The following is a 15,614-nucleotide window of genomic DNA, read 5'->3' as shown; positions in this document are numbered from 1 at the left end:
GAGAGGTAAACTGAATCCCATGCTCGACTGGCAAAACGTCGACACGGTGCTGTTGGATATGGACGGCACCCTGCTCGACCTGCACTACGATAACCACTTCTGGCTCACCCACCTGCCCAGGCGCTACGCGGAAATCCACGATATCCCGCTGGCGCAGGCGGAAGAGCAGTTGGGCGCGCAGATCGATGCCCGCCGCGGCTCCCTGGAGTGGTACTGCCTTAACTTCTGGTCCCGGGAACTGAAACTGGATATCGCCGCCATCCTGCGAGAGATTGAGGACCGCATTGCCCTGCGCCCGCAGACAGAATCCTTTCTCGACGGGCTGCGCCGGTTGGACAAGCAGGTACAACTGGTCACCAATGCCCACCCGGCCGGCCTCGCCCACAAGCTGGAAATCACCGGCATAGACCGTTGGCTGGACGGCATCGTCTCCTCCCACGACCTGGGCCACGCCAAGGAGAGCGAACACTTCTGGCCGGCGCTGCGGGAGCATATCGACTTCGAGCCCTCCCGCACCCTGTTCGTGGACGACAACGAGAGCGTACTCGCCGCCGCCCGCGCCTACGGCATCGGCCAGTTGCTGTGCATCCGCCAGCCGGACAGCCGCGGCCCCATGCGGGAGATCGCGGATTTCCCGACGATTCACCAGTTCGATGAGATAATGGCGATCTAATTCGGGACTCGGAATGATTATGCGCTGTAGGAGCGGCCGCTGGCCGCGATCGGCATCAGCTACGTAGCAAGACCGATCGCGGCCAGCGGCCGCTCCTACTAGGGGGGGTAAGTAGTTACCCCAAAAGTTGATTAACCAATCCAAGCCGTCAATGGACAAAGTACGTATCGACAAATGGCTCTGGGCCGCGCGCTTCTACAAGACCCGCAGCATCGCCAAGCAGGCCATCGAGGGCGGCAAGGTGCACGCCGACGGCCAGCGGATCAAAGCCAGCAAGGAGATCACCACCGGCATCACCCTGGGCATCCGCCAGGGATGGGATCTGGTGGAAGTGGAGGTGCTGGCCCTGTCCGATCAGCGCCGCGGCGCCGACGTCGCCCGCACCCTGTACCGGGAAACCGAGGCCAGTATCGCCAGGCGCGAGCAGGCTAGCGCCGAGCGACGGGCCGGCAACGCCGGCGTCCACAGCGAGCGCCCCAACAAGAAACAGCGCCGGCAGATTCACCGCTTTCTGCGCGAACAGGACTAGCCGTGATACGGCACCAGGGAATTTTCGCCCGCAGACAGACTCCTACAGGGGTACTGCACCAACTGCTACACTCGCCACACTAAGCAATAATTTCGCCGCCCATGATGAAACGACTAGCCCCCCTCGCCCTCCTGCTGCTGATATTCACCCAGCCCGCCGCCGCCGACAGCCGCGAACGGGAGCAGCTCAAGCGCTCCATTATCAAGATCTACACTACCGCCGCAGCGCCGGACTACTTCAATCCCTGGGCGCTGCTCAACGCCCAGCAACTGTCCGGCTCCGGCGCGGTGATCGATGACAAGCGCATCCTCACCAACGCGCATGTAATAGCCAATGGCAGCTTTATCCAGGTACAGCGCCACGGAGACGCGGAGAAATTCCGCGCCCGGGTGCAGTTCGTGTCCCACGATGCAGACCTGGCCCTGCTCACCGTGGAGGACGACAGCTTCTTCGAGGGCACCCGCCCCCTGGCCATGGGCGAACTGCCGGACCTGCAGGAGGAAGTCACGGTGTACGGCTACCCCATCGGCGGCAAGTCCCTGTCCATCACCCGCGGCGTGCTCTCGCGGGTTGAGCACCAGTACTACGCCCACGCCGAGAGCTACCTGATGGCCGGGCAGATAGACGCCGCCATCAACCCCGGCAACAGCGGCGGACCGGTGATTTCCAACGGCCGTATCGTCGGCGTGGCCATGCAGACCAACCAGAGCCAGGGCGCCGAGAACCTGGGCTATTTCGTCCCCCCCAGCGTGATCGAGCACGTGCTCGAGGACGCCGAAGACGGCGTGCACCAGGGCTTTCCAGAACTGGGGGCGGTCACCCAGAGCATGGAGAGCCCGGCCATGAAGCAGGCGGCGGATCTCGACGACGGCCAGGAGGGCGCGCTGATCGTGAAGGTCTTCGAAGATTCGCCCGCAGCCCAGGTACTGCGCCCGGGCGACGTGCTGCTGGAGGTGGACGGCTACGCGGTGGCCGCAGACCGCACCGTTGAGTGGAGGGAAAACCAGCGCACCAACTACCACTACGCGGTGGATCAGTATCATGTGGGCGACAAACTGCCGGTGCGCTTCTCCCGCGACGGCGAGGTGCACAGCGCGAAGGTCGAACTGGCGGCGGCGCCGCTGTCACGCTCGCTGGTATTGAGCGAACAGTACGACCAGCGTCCCCGCTATTACATCTACGGCGGCGTGGTGTTCGTGCCGCTGAACATGAACCTGATCAAGCGCTGGGGGAACAACTGGCACTCCAAGGCGCCCATCGATTACCTCCATGCGCGCAACCAGTGGGGGGACGCCCAACGCCGCGAACTGGTGGTGGCGCTGAAGGTGCTGCCGGCGGCGGTGAATCTGGGCTACCACGACTGGAAAAACTGGATTATCGATTCGGTCAACGGCTCGCCGGTAACGGACTTCGAGGAATTCGCCCAGTTGATGGAAAGCAACGAGCAGACCTTCGTCGAGTTACGGGACCAGGGCGGCTATCGCATGGTGCTGGACGCCGCCGCCGCGCGCGAGCAACAACCCTTCATACTACAGACCTACCACATCCCCAACCGCCACTCCCAGGGACTGTTCAGCACCCTGGCGCAGGAGGAAGGTGGCGAGTGATCGGCGGCCGGTGATCAGAGGAGAAGAAATCGTGATAAGAGCAGGGATTGGAATTATCGCATTGTTGTTGTCGGCCGCCGCAGCCACCGCCGAAGAGGTCTATCGCTGGGTCGATGACGAGGGCAAGGTCCACTTCGGCGACCGCCCACCGGCGCAAGCCGCGGCGAAGAATATCGAGGGCGAACTTCGCCCCATCAATAGCGCCGATGGCGGCACCGCGCGAAATGCCCCCCGACAGCAGGCCAAACTGCAACAGGAATACGAAAGCCGCCGGCAGCGGGACGCGCAGCAGCGCCAGCAACAGATGGCCCGAGCCTGCCACAACGCACGCAGGCAACTGCGCATTCTCCAGGGCCGCGTAACCTTCGTGGGCGGGGACGGCAAAGAAGTGAAAATGACCGAGCGCGAGCGGCAGCGACAAGCGGAGCAGTTGAAGCGGGAGATAGCGCGGGTTTGCAGCTGAGACTTTTCCCCGAACTGCCATCTAACGTCAATGGCACTAAGTTAAGACTTGGGCGGCCCTGTTACCGGGGAGGGCACACCGGATTTTAATCGCGGCGATATAAAAAGTTTGATGAACCAAAAGAGCACGACCAGCAGAACGAGCTTGTCCAGCAGTTCAAGCCATAGTGACTGTTGAATGCTCTCAGGCAGAATTTTCGCACCCCGCTCAATAAAAGATCCGATGGCAATAAATAGCGCAAAACACATTCGCCACAAATGTCGCGCCAAACGGTGCGTAGCAGTTAAGCCTTTTGACGCCAAAAGTCGGATATCCAATATACAGCATATCAGCGCGAGCACAGCAAAGAACAAATAAGGTTCAGCGCCAAATCCATCCATTACTCCATACTCATCCCCTGCAGCGAGGAAAGCACAGTAACCACCGGCCAAAGCAATCGCGGCAGACACGACTGGAGTTATGTAATGGCGCCCACTTAGCTGTTTGGACTTATTCTGCACTATCCATAATGAAGTGATCACCAGATAAGCCGTAAAGGCAGCTGCTATTGTAGAAATAGCCATAGGCTTTACAATCGCAATGATAGCGCCGGATCCAGCCATAATGAGCATGGCAACAACAAAACCTTTGCCGAGCCGTTTATGGAGTAGACTTCCTTTTTTAACTAATAAACCGATAAAACCGGCGATTACGGCGATTGCCCCGGTAACAATATGGATGATCAATACAGTGTGTATTTCCATGCGTAGCTCCTTCAGTTAAATATTTGTCCAGCAACATGGAAATATATTAAGGTTATTGAATTATTTGGATGTCCCAGACTATAAGCGCGGACAGATTTTATATCGTTCCTGGATTTGATCAAATACAATTCAATGCGTGAAGATTACCAAGCCAGTAACTACACAGGGGTATGAGCCAACAGCAGTAGACTGGCCCGAGCTTGCGAGTTGGCAGTAAAGCCAGACATCTGCATTAGAGATATCAAATGGATCAGGTATGCTATTCAGCTCCCTGGTTAGTTTAAATGTGAGAGATACTGGACAATATGGCGGCACTTTCATTGTCGATGATGACATTGGGCATAATTGGCTTTTCTCTGCACCTATTGCTTATAAAAGTCAAAACGGCCCCTTATCTGGCCCCGCTCATTGTCGCTCTTCTGTCCCTGGCGGCAATATCGAGCGGAGCACTAGTATTCTCTGCAATACCATCACTAACTTACTACTATATTGCCGCAATACCACCGACATTTTTTATATTAGCCCCGAGTTTGTGGCTTTACTCCCAGGCATTAACCTCACATTTACCGTGGCACTTCCGACAAAAATACTTTATACATTATCTGCCTGGTTTCTTTGCTTTGATAGTCACAGTATTGATCCTGCTTTTACCTGATCAGGCCAAGCACGCTATTTTCTTTTCCAACAAGGAAGTGGATCCAGGATATACCTTGTTCGTTGTTGTCAGCCTGTTTGTTGCCGTTGTACTCTGGTTAACACAAAGTAGCGTCTATCTCTATAAAATAGTTCGCTGCATAATTTTGTATAACAAACAATTGAATCAGGTGTTTGCAGAAAATAAGAGTAAAACGCTTACTTGGTTGAATTTCCTGACTTACCTGATCGCCCTCGCCTGGATTTGGTCTGTTTTGGCTTTGCTTAGTGATGATAGCCGAGCTCCGTTTTTATTGAATGAAGAGATCGGGATGATGTTGACCCTGCTGGTCGCCTGGGTACTTGCTTATCACGGGCTGCAACAGCAGCCAGGATTTATGAAACTCTACAACAATATAAGCGAGCCATTAAATGTAGTCATTCAAGAAGAGAGTAAGAACAAATATCAACGCTCTGCACTGGGTGACGAACAATCCAGACGGATCGCCAACAAGCTGAAACAGGCACTTTATGAAGAGCAATTATATCTTGACCCGGACCTAACTCTGTATAAGCTCGCGAACCATCTTGGAGTTTCAGCCAACTATTTATCGCAAACACTGAACCAAACCATAAATATGTCATTTTTCGAATATGTTAATGCAGCGCGTATCGAAGCCGCCAAGACAAAATTGTTAAATAAAGAAGATAGTGTCCTCAATATTGCTATGGGAGTTGGCTTTAATGCACGCTCGTCATTTTACAAAGCATTTAAAGCTTGTACAGGTGTGACACCGAGCGAATTTCAAAAAGTGAACTCAGCCAAAGCAGGCCAGCTCTGAGGGTATCGCCAGGAAATTAAGGATTACCTTCCTTATAATTTCGCGGACAGCTACCATTTACAGGCGCCAACCCCTAGAATCCCGCGGTTTTTTCCGCCGAGGCCAATCCATGTCCGACCAATTGGAACGCTTTATCTTTTCCCACCACGATATCCGTGGCCAGGTGGTGACCCTCACCAAAGCCTACCACGCCGTACTGGAGAACAACCGGTTGCCGCAACCGGTCGCCCAACTGCTGGGGGAATTCCTCGCCGCCGCCTGCCTGCTCTCCACCACCCTCAAGTTCGAGGGCCTGCTGATATTGCAGGCCCGCGGTGAGGGCGACGTGCCGCTGATCCTCGCCGAGTGCACTCACCACAGCGACCTGCGCGGTATCGCCCGCGTGGCCGAGGGCGCGGAGATCGCCGGGGGCAGCACCCTGCGCGAGTTGATCGGCCGCCGGGGCGTGCTGTCCATCACCCTGGACCCCCGGAAAGGCGAGCGCTACCAGGGCATAGTGCCGCTGGAGAAGGACACCCTGGCCGAGTGCCTGGAGGACTACTTCACTCAGTCGGAGCAGCTGGCCACCCGCTTCTGGATCGAATCCGGCCCCGACACCGTGGGCGGCATCATGCTACAGGTACTGCCGGGCAACAACGCCGCCGCCGAGTCGGAAAATCACGACGCCTGGGAGACCGCCCAGCACCTCGCGGAAACCGTCACCGCGGAGGAACTGCACAACCTGCCGCACGACCAGCTGCTGCACCGCCTGTTCCACCAACTGGCGCCGGCGCATCTCGGCACCGCCAACATCCGCTTCAAATGCAGCTGCTCCCGCGAGCGCAGCGCCCGCGCACTGGTTGCCCTGGGGCCGGAGGAGGTCTACAAGCTGCTGGAAGAGCAGGGTGGAGAGATCGCCGCCGACTGCCAATTCTGCAACAGGCAGTACCGCTTTGACCGGGAGCAGATAGAGGCCCTGTTCAGCGCCCCGCCGCATACGATGCACTGACGCCGACGAGCGGACAAACATTCACTAAATTTATACAACAAAAAACATACATAAATACAACAGATAAAACAACGCAAAATTTTCTCTGATAGCGCTAACATCGCTCAGAAAATGACCAGACTTGCTATCCGGGTAATTTGAAGTTTGCCATAATGCGCCCCCGAATTTGCCCGGTCGCCGCTTTCTGCGCCGACCCGACTATTTTCTTTAGATACAACTGACGGGTAATCGACGAATGGCACAGATCGACGACACGGCGCAGGTTTTCAGGAACCTGGCGCCAGCGCAATTGGTGGAACAGGCGCTGGCGCGCGGCGAGGGCGGGCTCTCCGAAACCGGCGCGCTGGTGACGGAAACCGGCGCCCGCACCGGCCGCTCTCCGGCGGATCGCTTTATCGTGGAAGAGCCCTCCACTGCCGACAGCATCGACTGGGGCAGCGTTAACCGCCCCTTCCCGCAGGACAGGTTCGACGTCCTGTGGAAGCGGGTGGAAGAGTTCGTCGCCGGCGGCGACAGCTTCGTGCAATTGCTGCACGTGGGCCAGGACGAAGACCACTACCTCCCCGTCGTTGTTACCGCGCAGACCGCTTGGCACAGCCTGTTCGCGCACAACATGTTCATCCGCACCGACAAGTACAATCCCAAGGGCAAGGAGGAGTGGCGTATATTGCACGCGGCCAATTTCGTCTGTGAGCCCGAGCGCGACGGCACCAACTCCGACGGCTGCGTGATTATCAACTTCGCCGCGCGCAAAGTGCTGCTGGCGGGCATGCGCTACGCCGGAGAGATGAAAAAGGCCATGTTCTCCGTGCAGAATTTCCTGCTGCCGGAAAAGGACGTGATGTCGATGCACTGCGCCGCCAACGTGGGCAGAGACGGCGATACCTGCCTGTTCTTCGGCCTCTCCGGCACCGGCAAGACCACCCTGTCCGCCGACCCGGAGCGCTACCTGATCGGCGACGACGAGCACGGCTGGGCCAAGGGCGCGGTGTTCAATATCGAGGGCGGCTGCTACGCCAAGACCATCAACCTGAGCCGCGAGAACGAGCCGGTAATCTGGGAGGCCATCCGCTTCGGCGCCATCGTCGAGAACGTGGTCACCGACGAAAGCGGCGTGCCGGACTACGACGACACCAGCCTCTCCGAGAACGGCCGCTGCTCCTATCCGCTGGAACACGTGGAGATGCGCCAGCCGGAAAACCGCGCAGGCGAGCCGAAGAACGTGATATTCCTGACCTGCGACGTGTCCGGCGTACTGCCGCCGGTGTCCATCCTGTCCAAGGAAGCCGCCGCCTACCACTTCCTGTCCGGCTACACCGCCCGCGTGGGCTCCACCGAACTGGGCGCGGAGGCGGGCATCCACCCCACCTTTTCCACCTGTTTCGGCGCACCCTTCATGCCGCGCCCGCCGCGGGAGTACGCCGACCTGCTGATGAAACGCATCGAGGACTTCGGCTCCAGGGTCTACCTGGTCAACACCGGCTGGACCGGCGGCGCCGGCGGCTCTTCTCAAAACCAGGGCAAGCGCTTCCCGATCCCGGTGACCCGCGCGGTGGTCGCCGCCATCCAGAGCGGCGCGCTGGAAGATGCCGAGACCGAGCACCTGGATATCCTCAACCTGGATATCCCGCTGGAGGTGCCGGGCGTGGACAAGGGCTTCCTGAACCCGCGCAGCGCCTGGGCCGACACCGCGGCCTACGACCAGCAGGCGCGCAAACTGGCCGGACTCTTCGCCGAGAACATCGAAAAGTTCCAGGTAAGTGACGGGGTCAGGGCCGCGGGGCCACAAGCTTAAGTCCTGGAACCCGGGAGTCCCCAAGCGGGCCCCGGGTTTGCCCAACCGAACTCCCTCGGTGTTCCTGTCCGCCTTTGCGGGTTTCATATAACAGGTTGGCCGTCGACAGGCGCCGGCCCGGTTCGACCATGATCGACTCATCGCCTCTCTACGCCATCCCCGGCACCATGTGCGACCAGCAGCTGTGGCAGTTTCTGGGTCCGCAGTTGGAGCAGCCGCTCGTTCACATCCCGATTCCCAATGCGGACTCGGTGCCCGGACTGGTGCGGGCGCTGTTGGCACAGTTGCCCGACACGCCGGTGGATCTGCTGGGTTTTTCCCTGGGCGGATATCTTGCCGCGGCCCTGGTAGTGGCGGCGCCGGACCGCTTCGCGCGGGTCATGGTCTGTGCCAACAGTCCCTGCGCCCTGCCCGCCGATGAAGTGAAGCAACGGCGCCAACTTTTAGCCTGGGTTCAGTGCCAGGGGTACGGCGGCCTGAGCGACCGCAAGATCGCGCAGATGGTGGCGCCAGCCAATCTGGCCAACCACACCATCACCGGCTGCATGAAGGCCATGGACCAGCGTATGGGACAGGCCGTCCTGGTGTCCCAGTTGTCGGCCACCAGCGATCGGCGGGACCTGTACAGGCCGCTGGCGGCGCTGGGCGCAAAGGTGACTTACTGCTACGGCGAGCAGGATCGGCTGGTGAACCGCGACTGGATGGCCGCCATCGGCCGCCACGCTCCCGTATGCGAGCTGCCCGGAGCGGGCCATATGTTGCCACTGGAGGCCCCGGCGCTGCTGGCACGGGAAATCAATCAGTGGCGGACCGCGTCCATCGTCCCCCAGACCTGAGCCCAGTCCAGCCTCTAATTAACCCGGCAACCTATTTGGTTGCCGGGTTAATAGTAAAGCCGCCGCAGAGCAATCTGCGGCGGCTTTTTGTTGTTGGTAGCTATAGTGAGTGAAGAAATATCGCGATACACCAGGCTCATGCCACTACACCCATGCCACTACCAATCAACCCCATAACGCCGCTGCTCTCCCGCTTCCGCCGGCTGTCCCGGGGGGAGAAGACCAACTGGGGAGTACTGTTTGCGCTTATGGCGCTGCTGCTGTTTGTGCTCGTGGCCCTGTGGCTGTACGTCTACCTGAAATCCCTGGAAAGACCCTATTACGAACTCAAAGGCTACCGCGTGGCCGACCAGCGCAGCCTCACGGCCTTCCTGCGCCGGGAGCACAACCGCACACAGCTGGCCCAACTCGCGGATTTCCTCGAACGCGCGGGAGTGGGCGACGTAACCCCGGCGGCAAACCTGCTGCGCCAGGGTCCCGACTGGCTGGATATCGAGGAGCCGCCGTTTGCCCTGCCACCCCAGGACCAGTGGCGCAATATGGTTGCCACCCTGGCCATGGTGCGCGACCGGGTGCAGCCGGCTGTGGGCCCGGTGGAGATCGTCTCGGCCTACCGCAGCGACAGCTACAACCAAAAGGCCGGCGGAGCCAACGGGCGGGCACACCAGACCTTTTGTGCCCTGGACCTGGTGCCTCAATCCAATATCAGCCGCAAGGAACTGATAGAGGAGCTGCGCAGCCTGCACGCGCGCCTGGGACCCGAGAGCAATTTCGGCCTGGGGGTCTACAGCGATGTGCGCTTCCACGTGGACACCTGCGGCTACCGGAGCTGGTGAGTGATGGGTTCTCCCTATGGATATACATGAGAGGAAAGACGAAGAGTACGTCGACATCCATATCGAGCGCCGCCGGTTTATCTGGATCAGTGTACTGGTGCTTATCGGTCTGCTCACACTGGTGGTGCTCACCGTGAACAAAATTCGGGATCTGGCCGAACGCGTCGTCACCCCGGAGGAGTACAGACCCACCCCGGAGGTCTACGACATCCAGGGCTATCCCGCCGCCTCGGAAAAATTGTTCGAAGAATTCCTGGGCCGCGGCGACAACCGCTTGCGCTTCGCCTTGCTGGAGAAGTTTCTGCAGCTCCACAGGGTGGACAAGGTGGTGCCCCCCTACGAATTGCTGCGCCAAGGCAGCGACTGGCTGCTGGTAGGCGAGCCCCCCTTCGCCATTCCGCCCATGGAACAATGGGGGACCATGGTGGACACCCTGCGCGTGATACAGCGGGAAATCATTCCGCGCATCGGCCCGGTCGTGGTGCTCTCCGGTTGGCGCACTCCCCACTACAACGGCAAGGCCGGCGGTGCCAATGCCAGCAAGCACCTGCATTTCTGCGGCGTGGACCTGGTGCCGCAGCACAGATTCACCCGCAAACAGCTGCTGCCCGTACTGCGCGATATCCATAAGAAATCCGGCAAGCAGTGGAACATGGGGCTGGGCATCTACAGCGGCATCCGCTTTCATGTGGACACCTGCGGCTACCGGCGCTGGTAAAAACTGCGCCGATCTGCTTTCATTGGCCCGCGATTAAGCCCGCAAAGCGCATTCAGCGCTTTGAAATAGCGTCGACACATAAAAACCACCGAGGGGAAACTCAAGTGCAGGAAAAGCTGGAACGGCGCTCGTTTTTATTTGCCTTGCTGCTGGTCACCCTGGCCTTCGCGCTGCTGCTCAAGCCGTTCTTCACTCCGATATTCTGGGCCTGCGCCATCACCCTGATTTTTTATCCTGTCTACCGCCGCCTGCTGATGCGTTATCCAAACTGGCGCAATGCGATGGCGCTGCTCACCCTGTTGCTGTGCGTCGTAGCGGTGGTGATCCCGGTGCTGGCGGTGGCCAGCTCCTTTATCAACGAAGGGGTCAATCTGTACCAGAAAATCCAGAGCGGGGAGATAGACCTGTCCCAGCAACTGGAGAAGGTGCACAGCGCCTTTCCCGGCATCAACATCATGCTGGAGCGGATCGGCATAGACCTGGACCAGTTGAAAGAGCGCCTGCTGAGCGGGGTGATGAGCGCCGGCGGCTTCCTGGCCAAAAACGCCCTCGCCCTGGGGCAGAACACCCTCAACTTTTTCATAATGCTGGGGCTGATGCTCTACCTCACTTTTTTCCTGCTCCGCGACGGCGACAAGCTGGTGACCCTGCTGATCCGCGCCCTGCCCCTGGGGGATGAACGCGAACATCTGCTGCTGGCCAAGTTCGCCGAGGTCACCCGCGCCACCATCAAAGGCAACCTGGTGGTCGCGGTCACCCAGGGTACCCTGGGCGGGCTGATCTTCTGGATCCTGGGTCTGCCGGCACCACTGTTGTGGGGCGTAGTCATGACCCTGCTTTCGCTGCTGCCGGCAGTGGGCGCGGCACTTATCTGGTTTCCCGCCGCCCTCTACCTCTATGCCACCGGCGAGCCGGTCAAGGCCACGGTGCTGATCGTCTACGGCATCACGGTGGTCGGGCTGGTGGACAACCTGTTGCGCCCCATCCTGGTCGGCCGCGACACCAAACTGCCGGACTATATCGTGCTCTTCTCCACCGTGGGCGGGCTGATGATGTTCGGTATCAGCGGCTTCGCCATCGGGCCGCTGCTGGCAGCGCTGTTTATGGCCTTCTGGGAGATTTTTATCCGCGAGTTCGTCAGCCCCTCCGACAGCACCCCATTGAGCGCCGGTCCAGAGCAAAGCGACGTTCCGGACCAGTAGCCCACCGGCGCCAAAATCCAGCGAAACCGCCCGCAGCGAATCCAGGCTCCGGGCGGGAACCTCGTCGTGACTTGCAGGCAAAGAGCGCCCCGCCTCCGCCCGCCATCCTCCTCCCGAGCTTTCTATCCGATCCCCCGGTCTAAACTTAGGGACATCAAAACACCTTGAGGGGAAGCTGTGCCAATGAGTGCAACCCAGCGCAAGCAGTATTTTATGCAGCACGAGCAAATGGACTTTGAAACCCAGGCCCTCCTCGGCGGCTGTTACTATGGCGCGGCGGACGCGGGAGAAATTCTTTCCACAATAGGGCGCATCCGGTCTGGCGATTTTGAGCAATGGTATCGGGAGTGGCATGCGCTCGCGGAACGGATACAGGAAATTGCGGAAGACTGTGCCGCGACCGGCAACCCGGTGAGTGCGCGGCGGGCCTTTCTGCGTGCCGCCGGTTATTTCTCCGTTTCCGCCATTTTTATCGACGGCACCGAAGATCCGTCCCGGGGCGTACCCGCCTGGAAGCGGCACCTGGATTGTTGGGAGCAGTTCTGCGCCGGGCTGAGCCCGCCGGCGGAGAAAGTTTACATCCCCTATGAAGGCGCTTCATTGCCCGGCTATTTCTTCCACCCCGACAGGAGCGGTGGGCGCAGAGCCACAATTATCTTCAACAACGGCAGCGACGGCGCCACCAGTGCCATGTGGCAATTCGGAGTGGCGGCGGCGCTGGAGCGGGGCTACGCCGCGCTGGTGTTCGACGGCCCCGGCCAAAATGCGATGCTGTGGCTGCACGGCATACCCTTCCGCCACGACTGGGAAAAAGTCATCACGCCGGTGGTGGATTTCCTGGAAGAACGGCCGGACGTGGACCCGAGGCGGATCGCTCTCTCCGGTTTGAGCCAGGGAGGCTATTGGATACTGCGCGCGCTGGCATTCGAACACCGGATCGCCGCGGGCATCGCCGATCCGGGTGTGATGGATGTGTTCACGCCCTTTTTCCGCTATACGCCGCCGGAAATGATCGAACTTCTCGATGCGGGCAGGGAAAAGGATTTCAACGAGGCCATGGATACCGGACTCGAAGAGGAGAGCGCGGATTTGCGCCAGAACCTCCTCTGGCGAATGAAGCCCTACGGCGTGCAGAGCTACTACCAACTGTACAGGGCGGTGCGCCAGTACAGCGTCCGCGACGTGATCGCGCGGATTCAGTGCCCGATGTTTGTCGCCGATCCGGAGGACGAACAGTTCTGGCCCGGGCAGTCCGTAGAGGTCTACAACGCACTCACCTGCCCGAAAACCATCGCCAAATTCACCGCCGCGGAAGGCGCCAACTGGCACTGCGAACCCAAGGCGCGCGGCCTCTATGACCAGCGCATGTTCGACTGGCTCGCGGGGGTGATGCCGGCGTGAGGGAAGTGGCTGCGGTGAATGTGACTGCGCTGTTGCTGGCGGTCTGCTTCGTGTGGATGGGCTACCGGCAGAGGCTGGCCGCCAGAACCGCGGGCGTTGCCCGGGAAAGCGGCCTGGGGACTTGAACTCCTGTCCACCAAATTGACAATTTGTCTGGCGCCCCGTAAATTGCGCGCCACGATATCAGGTGCCTGCTGCATGGCCCGTCTTTAATTGGCGGTGTTATAGCTGAGTAGGTTAAACGGGAAGTCCGGAAATCCGGCGCTGCCCCCGCAACGGTGATCAGCCCTCCCACAAGGTGCTGTCAGCCCGATACCGGCCCAATATCAAACCGTGATGGAGCGGAGGGCTACCATCTGGCAATACGAATCACCGCGCCCGGCGTCCGCATTGCTATTCCTCCCTCGGTCCCAAGCTTTTCTAACTTAGGGATTGAACCTTGAAAAAATCCATTCTCACTGCGGCAGTGGCTGCCGCTTCCAGTGCGCCTGTTGCGGCGCAGACGACCGATAATACCCAGCTCGTGCCCAGCCTGGAAACCCCAAACCTGGAAACCGTCGTGGTGGTCAGCTCCCGCCGGGAGATGCCGTTGCGCCAAGTGGCCACCTCTGTGGCGGCGATGGATGAAGCGCAGATCGAGGCGCGCGGTTATACCGCCCTGGCGGATGTGCTGCGGACCATGCCCTCCGTCTCCGTGAGCAACTCCGGCGGCATGGGCAAGGCCAGCTCCCTGCGAGTGCGGGGCGAGGCCCGCTTCCGCACCCTGGTGCGAATTGACGGTGTGGACGTCTCCGACCCCACGGACCTCCAGGCCAGCGCACCCATCCAGCATATTCTGAGCAGCAATGTGTCGCGGGTGGAACTGTTGCGCGGCCCGCAGGGCATGATGTACGGCGCCGATGCCGGCGGCGTACTCAATATCAGCACCCGGAGCACCGGGGAGGATACGGAAGTCAACATTGCCGCCGAGGGCGGCAGTTTCGGCTCGCAACGTTACAGCGTCAGCCTTGGCGGTGGCGGGGAAGCCGCCGACTATTTTGTCTCCGCCACCCGCGCCGACACCGATGGCTTTAATACCAGCCTGGGCGATAAGGAGCTGCGCGATGACGACGGTTACAAAAATACCACCCTGCATGCGCGCGGCGGCTGGAACATCAGCGACTCGCTACGCCTGGAAGCAGTGGCGCGGGATACGGATGCATCCAACGAGTTCGACCGCTGCGGCTTCCCCGTGACGGTGGATGACTGCACCGGCGATTTCGACCAGACCAACGCCCGCGTAAGCATGACCTACAAAACCGGGATACTGGAAAACCAACTGGCCTACTCGCGCACGGAAATTGCCCGCAAAAACTTCGCCGGGGGGGCAGTCTCCTACGATACCGAAGGCGAGATTGAAAAGCTCAACCTCACCGGTCGCGCCGACCTGAGTGATGTGCATGCCCTGGTCTATGGCCTGGAGCAGCGCGAGGACTCGGTAGGAGAACTGGAGCGGGACCAGTGGGCCCTTTACGCCGAATACCAGGGCAACTACGCCGATACTTTTTATTTCACCGCCGGCGTGCGCCGGGATGATAACGACGATTTCGGCCGTCACGACAGCCTGCGCCTCAGCGGCGCCTACCTGATCGACGCCGTTGCCGCCGGCTCACTCAAATTGAAAACCAGCTATGGCACGGGTTTCCGCGCGCCGAGCCTGTTCGAAACCGACTACAACAACCAGGCACTGGAACTGTACGGTATAGAACTGGCCGCCCTCTCGCCGGAAGAAAGTGAAGGCATTGACGTGGGCGTGGAATATTTTGGTGACGACGGCCTGCACCTGGAGGCCGTGCTGTTCGATCAGAGCATCGAACACGAGATCGGTTTTGACCTGGTGGGCTTCACCGGGTACATCCAGAGTGAGGGCGAAAGCCGCTCGCGCGGGGTAGAACTGATTGCCGATGCGCCCCTGACCGACACCCTGGTACTGAACACCAACTACACCTACACCGATGCCGAGGATGCCGCCGACGCGCCGCGCGCGCGCATGCCCGAGCACATGGCCAACATCGGCCTCACCTACGTACCGGTGGATGCGCTCAGCGCCTCCCTGAACCTGCGTGCTGCCCGGGGTGCCGTGGATACCAGCGGCGAAGCACAGGACAACTATCAAGTACTGGATGCCAGCCTGCGATATACACTGAACCCCTCGGTAACGGTATACCTGCGCGGTGAAAACCTCACTGACAAGTCCTACGTGGAAGTGCCGGGTTACCGCACCGCCGGCGCTTCCGGTTACGCGGGTGTCGAGGTCACTTTTTAAACTGCTTTTAATCTACGGAAAGGGGAAAGGGCGCTCGCGATGC

The 15,614-nt window shown here is 59.8% G+C and carries 15 protein-coding genes and 1 riboswitch; of the genes, 14 read left to right on the top strand and 1 reads right to left on the bottom strand.

Annotation, left to right across the window (positions count from 1 at the left end; translation table 11 throughout):
* Positions 1 to 19: 19 nt before the first annotated feature.
* From yrfG to FHS09_RS06765, 4 genes are all read left to right on the top strand, one after another.
* Entirely contained in the window at positions 20 to 673 is a 654-nt protein-coding gene (yrfG, locus tag FHS09_RS06780) for a GMP/IMP nucleotidase (protein ID WP_183458057.1), read from the top strand.
* A gap of 151 nt (positions 674 to 824) precedes the next feature.
* Positions 825 to 1,202 carry an RNA-binding S4 domain-containing protein gene (locus FHS09_RS06775; protein ID WP_183458055.1) on the top strand — a complete coding sequence of 126 codons (378 nt, stop codon included), beginning with the start codon at positions 825 to 827 and terminating at the stop codon, positions 1,200 to 1,202.
* 101 nt (positions 1,203 to 1,303) lie between these two features.
* A complete protein-coding gene (locus FHS09_RS06770; RefSeq protein ID WP_183458053.1) occupies positions 1,304 to 2,809 on the top strand; it encodes a S1C family serine protease in 1,506 nt (501 codons plus the stop codon).
* Positions 2,810 to 2,840: 31 nt separating this feature from the next.
* Positions 2,841 to 3,272, top strand: a complete 432-nt coding sequence (locus FHS09_RS06765) for a DUF4124 domain-containing protein (RefSeq protein WP_183458051.1) — start codon at positions 2,841 to 2,843, stop codon at positions 3,270 to 3,272.
* Positions 3,273 to 3,313: 41 nt separating this feature from the next.
* Here FHS09_RS06765 and FHS09_RS06760 read toward each other — a convergent pair whose 3' ends face one another.
* The gene (locus tag FHS09_RS06760) at positions 3,314 to 4,015 is read right to left on the bottom strand and encodes a DUF2306 domain-containing protein (RefSeq protein WP_183458049.1); all 702 of its coding nucleotides are present in this window, start codon (positions 4,013 to 4,015) and stop codon (positions 3,314 to 3,316) included.
* Positions 4,016 to 4,320: 305 nt separating this feature from the next.
* Between FHS09_RS06760 and FHS09_RS06755 the strand changes: the two genes are divergently transcribed.
* The 10 genes from FHS09_RS06755 to FHS09_RS06715 all read left to right on the top strand — a co-directional run bounded on the left by FHS09_RS06755 (position 4,321) and on the right by FHS09_RS06715 (position 15,571).
* Positions 4,321 to 5,490, top strand: coding sequence for a helix-turn-helix domain-containing protein (locus FHS09_RS06755; protein WP_183458047.1), 1,170 nt, complete (start codon positions 4,321 to 4,323; stop codon positions 5,488 to 5,490).
* A 109-nt stretch (positions 5,491 to 5,599) separates the two neighbouring features.
* The gene (gene hslO / locus FHS09_RS06750; RefSeq protein WP_183458045.1) at positions 5,600 to 6,478 is read left to right on the top strand and encodes an Hsp33 family molecular chaperone HslO; all 879 of its coding nucleotides are present in this window, start codon (positions 5,600 to 5,602) and stop codon (positions 6,476 to 6,478) included.
* A gap of 235 nt (positions 6,479 to 6,713) precedes the next feature.
* Positions 6,714 to 8,273, top strand: a complete 1,560-nt coding sequence (locus FHS09_RS06745) for a phosphoenolpyruvate carboxykinase (protein WP_183458043.1) — start codon at positions 6,714 to 6,716, stop codon at positions 8,271 to 8,273.
* 128 nt (positions 8,274 to 8,401) lie between these two features.
* The gene (locus tag FHS09_RS06740) at positions 8,402 to 9,109 is read left to right on the top strand and encodes an alpha/beta fold hydrolase (RefSeq protein WP_183458040.1); all 708 of its coding nucleotides are present in this window, start codon (positions 8,402 to 8,404) and stop codon (positions 9,107 to 9,109) included.
* A 152-nt stretch (positions 9,110 to 9,261) separates the two neighbouring features.
* Positions 9,262 to 9,945, top strand: a complete 684-nt coding sequence (locus FHS09_RS06735; RefSeq protein ID WP_183458038.1) for a D-Ala-D-Ala carboxypeptidase family metallohydrolase — start codon at positions 9,262 to 9,264, stop codon at positions 9,943 to 9,945.
* 16 nt (positions 9,946 to 9,961) lie between these two features.
* Entirely contained in the window at positions 9,962 to 10,663 is a 702-nt protein-coding gene (locus tag FHS09_RS06730; RefSeq protein WP_183458037.1) for a D-Ala-D-Ala carboxypeptidase family metallohydrolase, read from the top strand.
* 104 nt (positions 10,664 to 10,767) lie between these two features.
* Entirely contained in the window at positions 10,768 to 11,865 is a 1,098-nt protein-coding gene (locus tag FHS09_RS06725) for an AI-2E family transporter (RefSeq protein WP_183458035.1), read from the top strand.
* Positions 11,866 to 12,048: 183 nt separating this feature from the next.
* Positions 12,049 to 13,266, top strand: coding sequence for an alpha/beta hydrolase family protein (locus FHS09_RS06720; RefSeq protein ID WP_183458033.1), 1,218 nt, complete (start codon positions 12,049 to 12,051; stop codon positions 13,264 to 13,266).
* Positions 13,263 to 13,391, top strand: a complete 129-nt coding sequence (locus tag FHS09_RS23075) for a hypothetical protein (RefSeq protein WP_281383091.1) — start codon at positions 13,263 to 13,265, stop codon at positions 13,389 to 13,391. Before FHS09_RS06720 ends, FHS09_RS23075 begins: the two co-directional genes overlap by 4 nt.
* Before the next feature lie 75 nt (positions 13,392 to 13,466).
* A riboswitch (cobalamin riboswitch) is annotated at positions 13,467 to 13,604 on the top strand.
* Between the two features lie 101 nt (positions 13,605 to 13,705).
* Complete coding sequence (locus tag FHS09_RS06715; protein ID WP_183458031.1) at positions 13,706 to 15,571, top strand: TonB-dependent receptor plug domain-containing protein; 1,866 nt, start codon at positions 13,706 to 13,708, stop codon at positions 15,569 to 15,571.
* The last annotated feature ends 43 nt before the right edge of the window (positions 15,572 to 15,614 follow it).

It is taken from the genome of Microbulbifer rhizosphaerae, assembly GCF_014191725.1.
Taxonomy (GTDB): Bacteria; Pseudomonadota; Gammaproteobacteria; order Pseudomonadales; family Cellvibrionaceae; genus Microbulbifer; species Microbulbifer rhizosphaerae.
The sequence above is the reverse complement of the archived record's forward strand: the minus strand, read 5'-3'. Positions and strand labels throughout refer to the sequence as shown.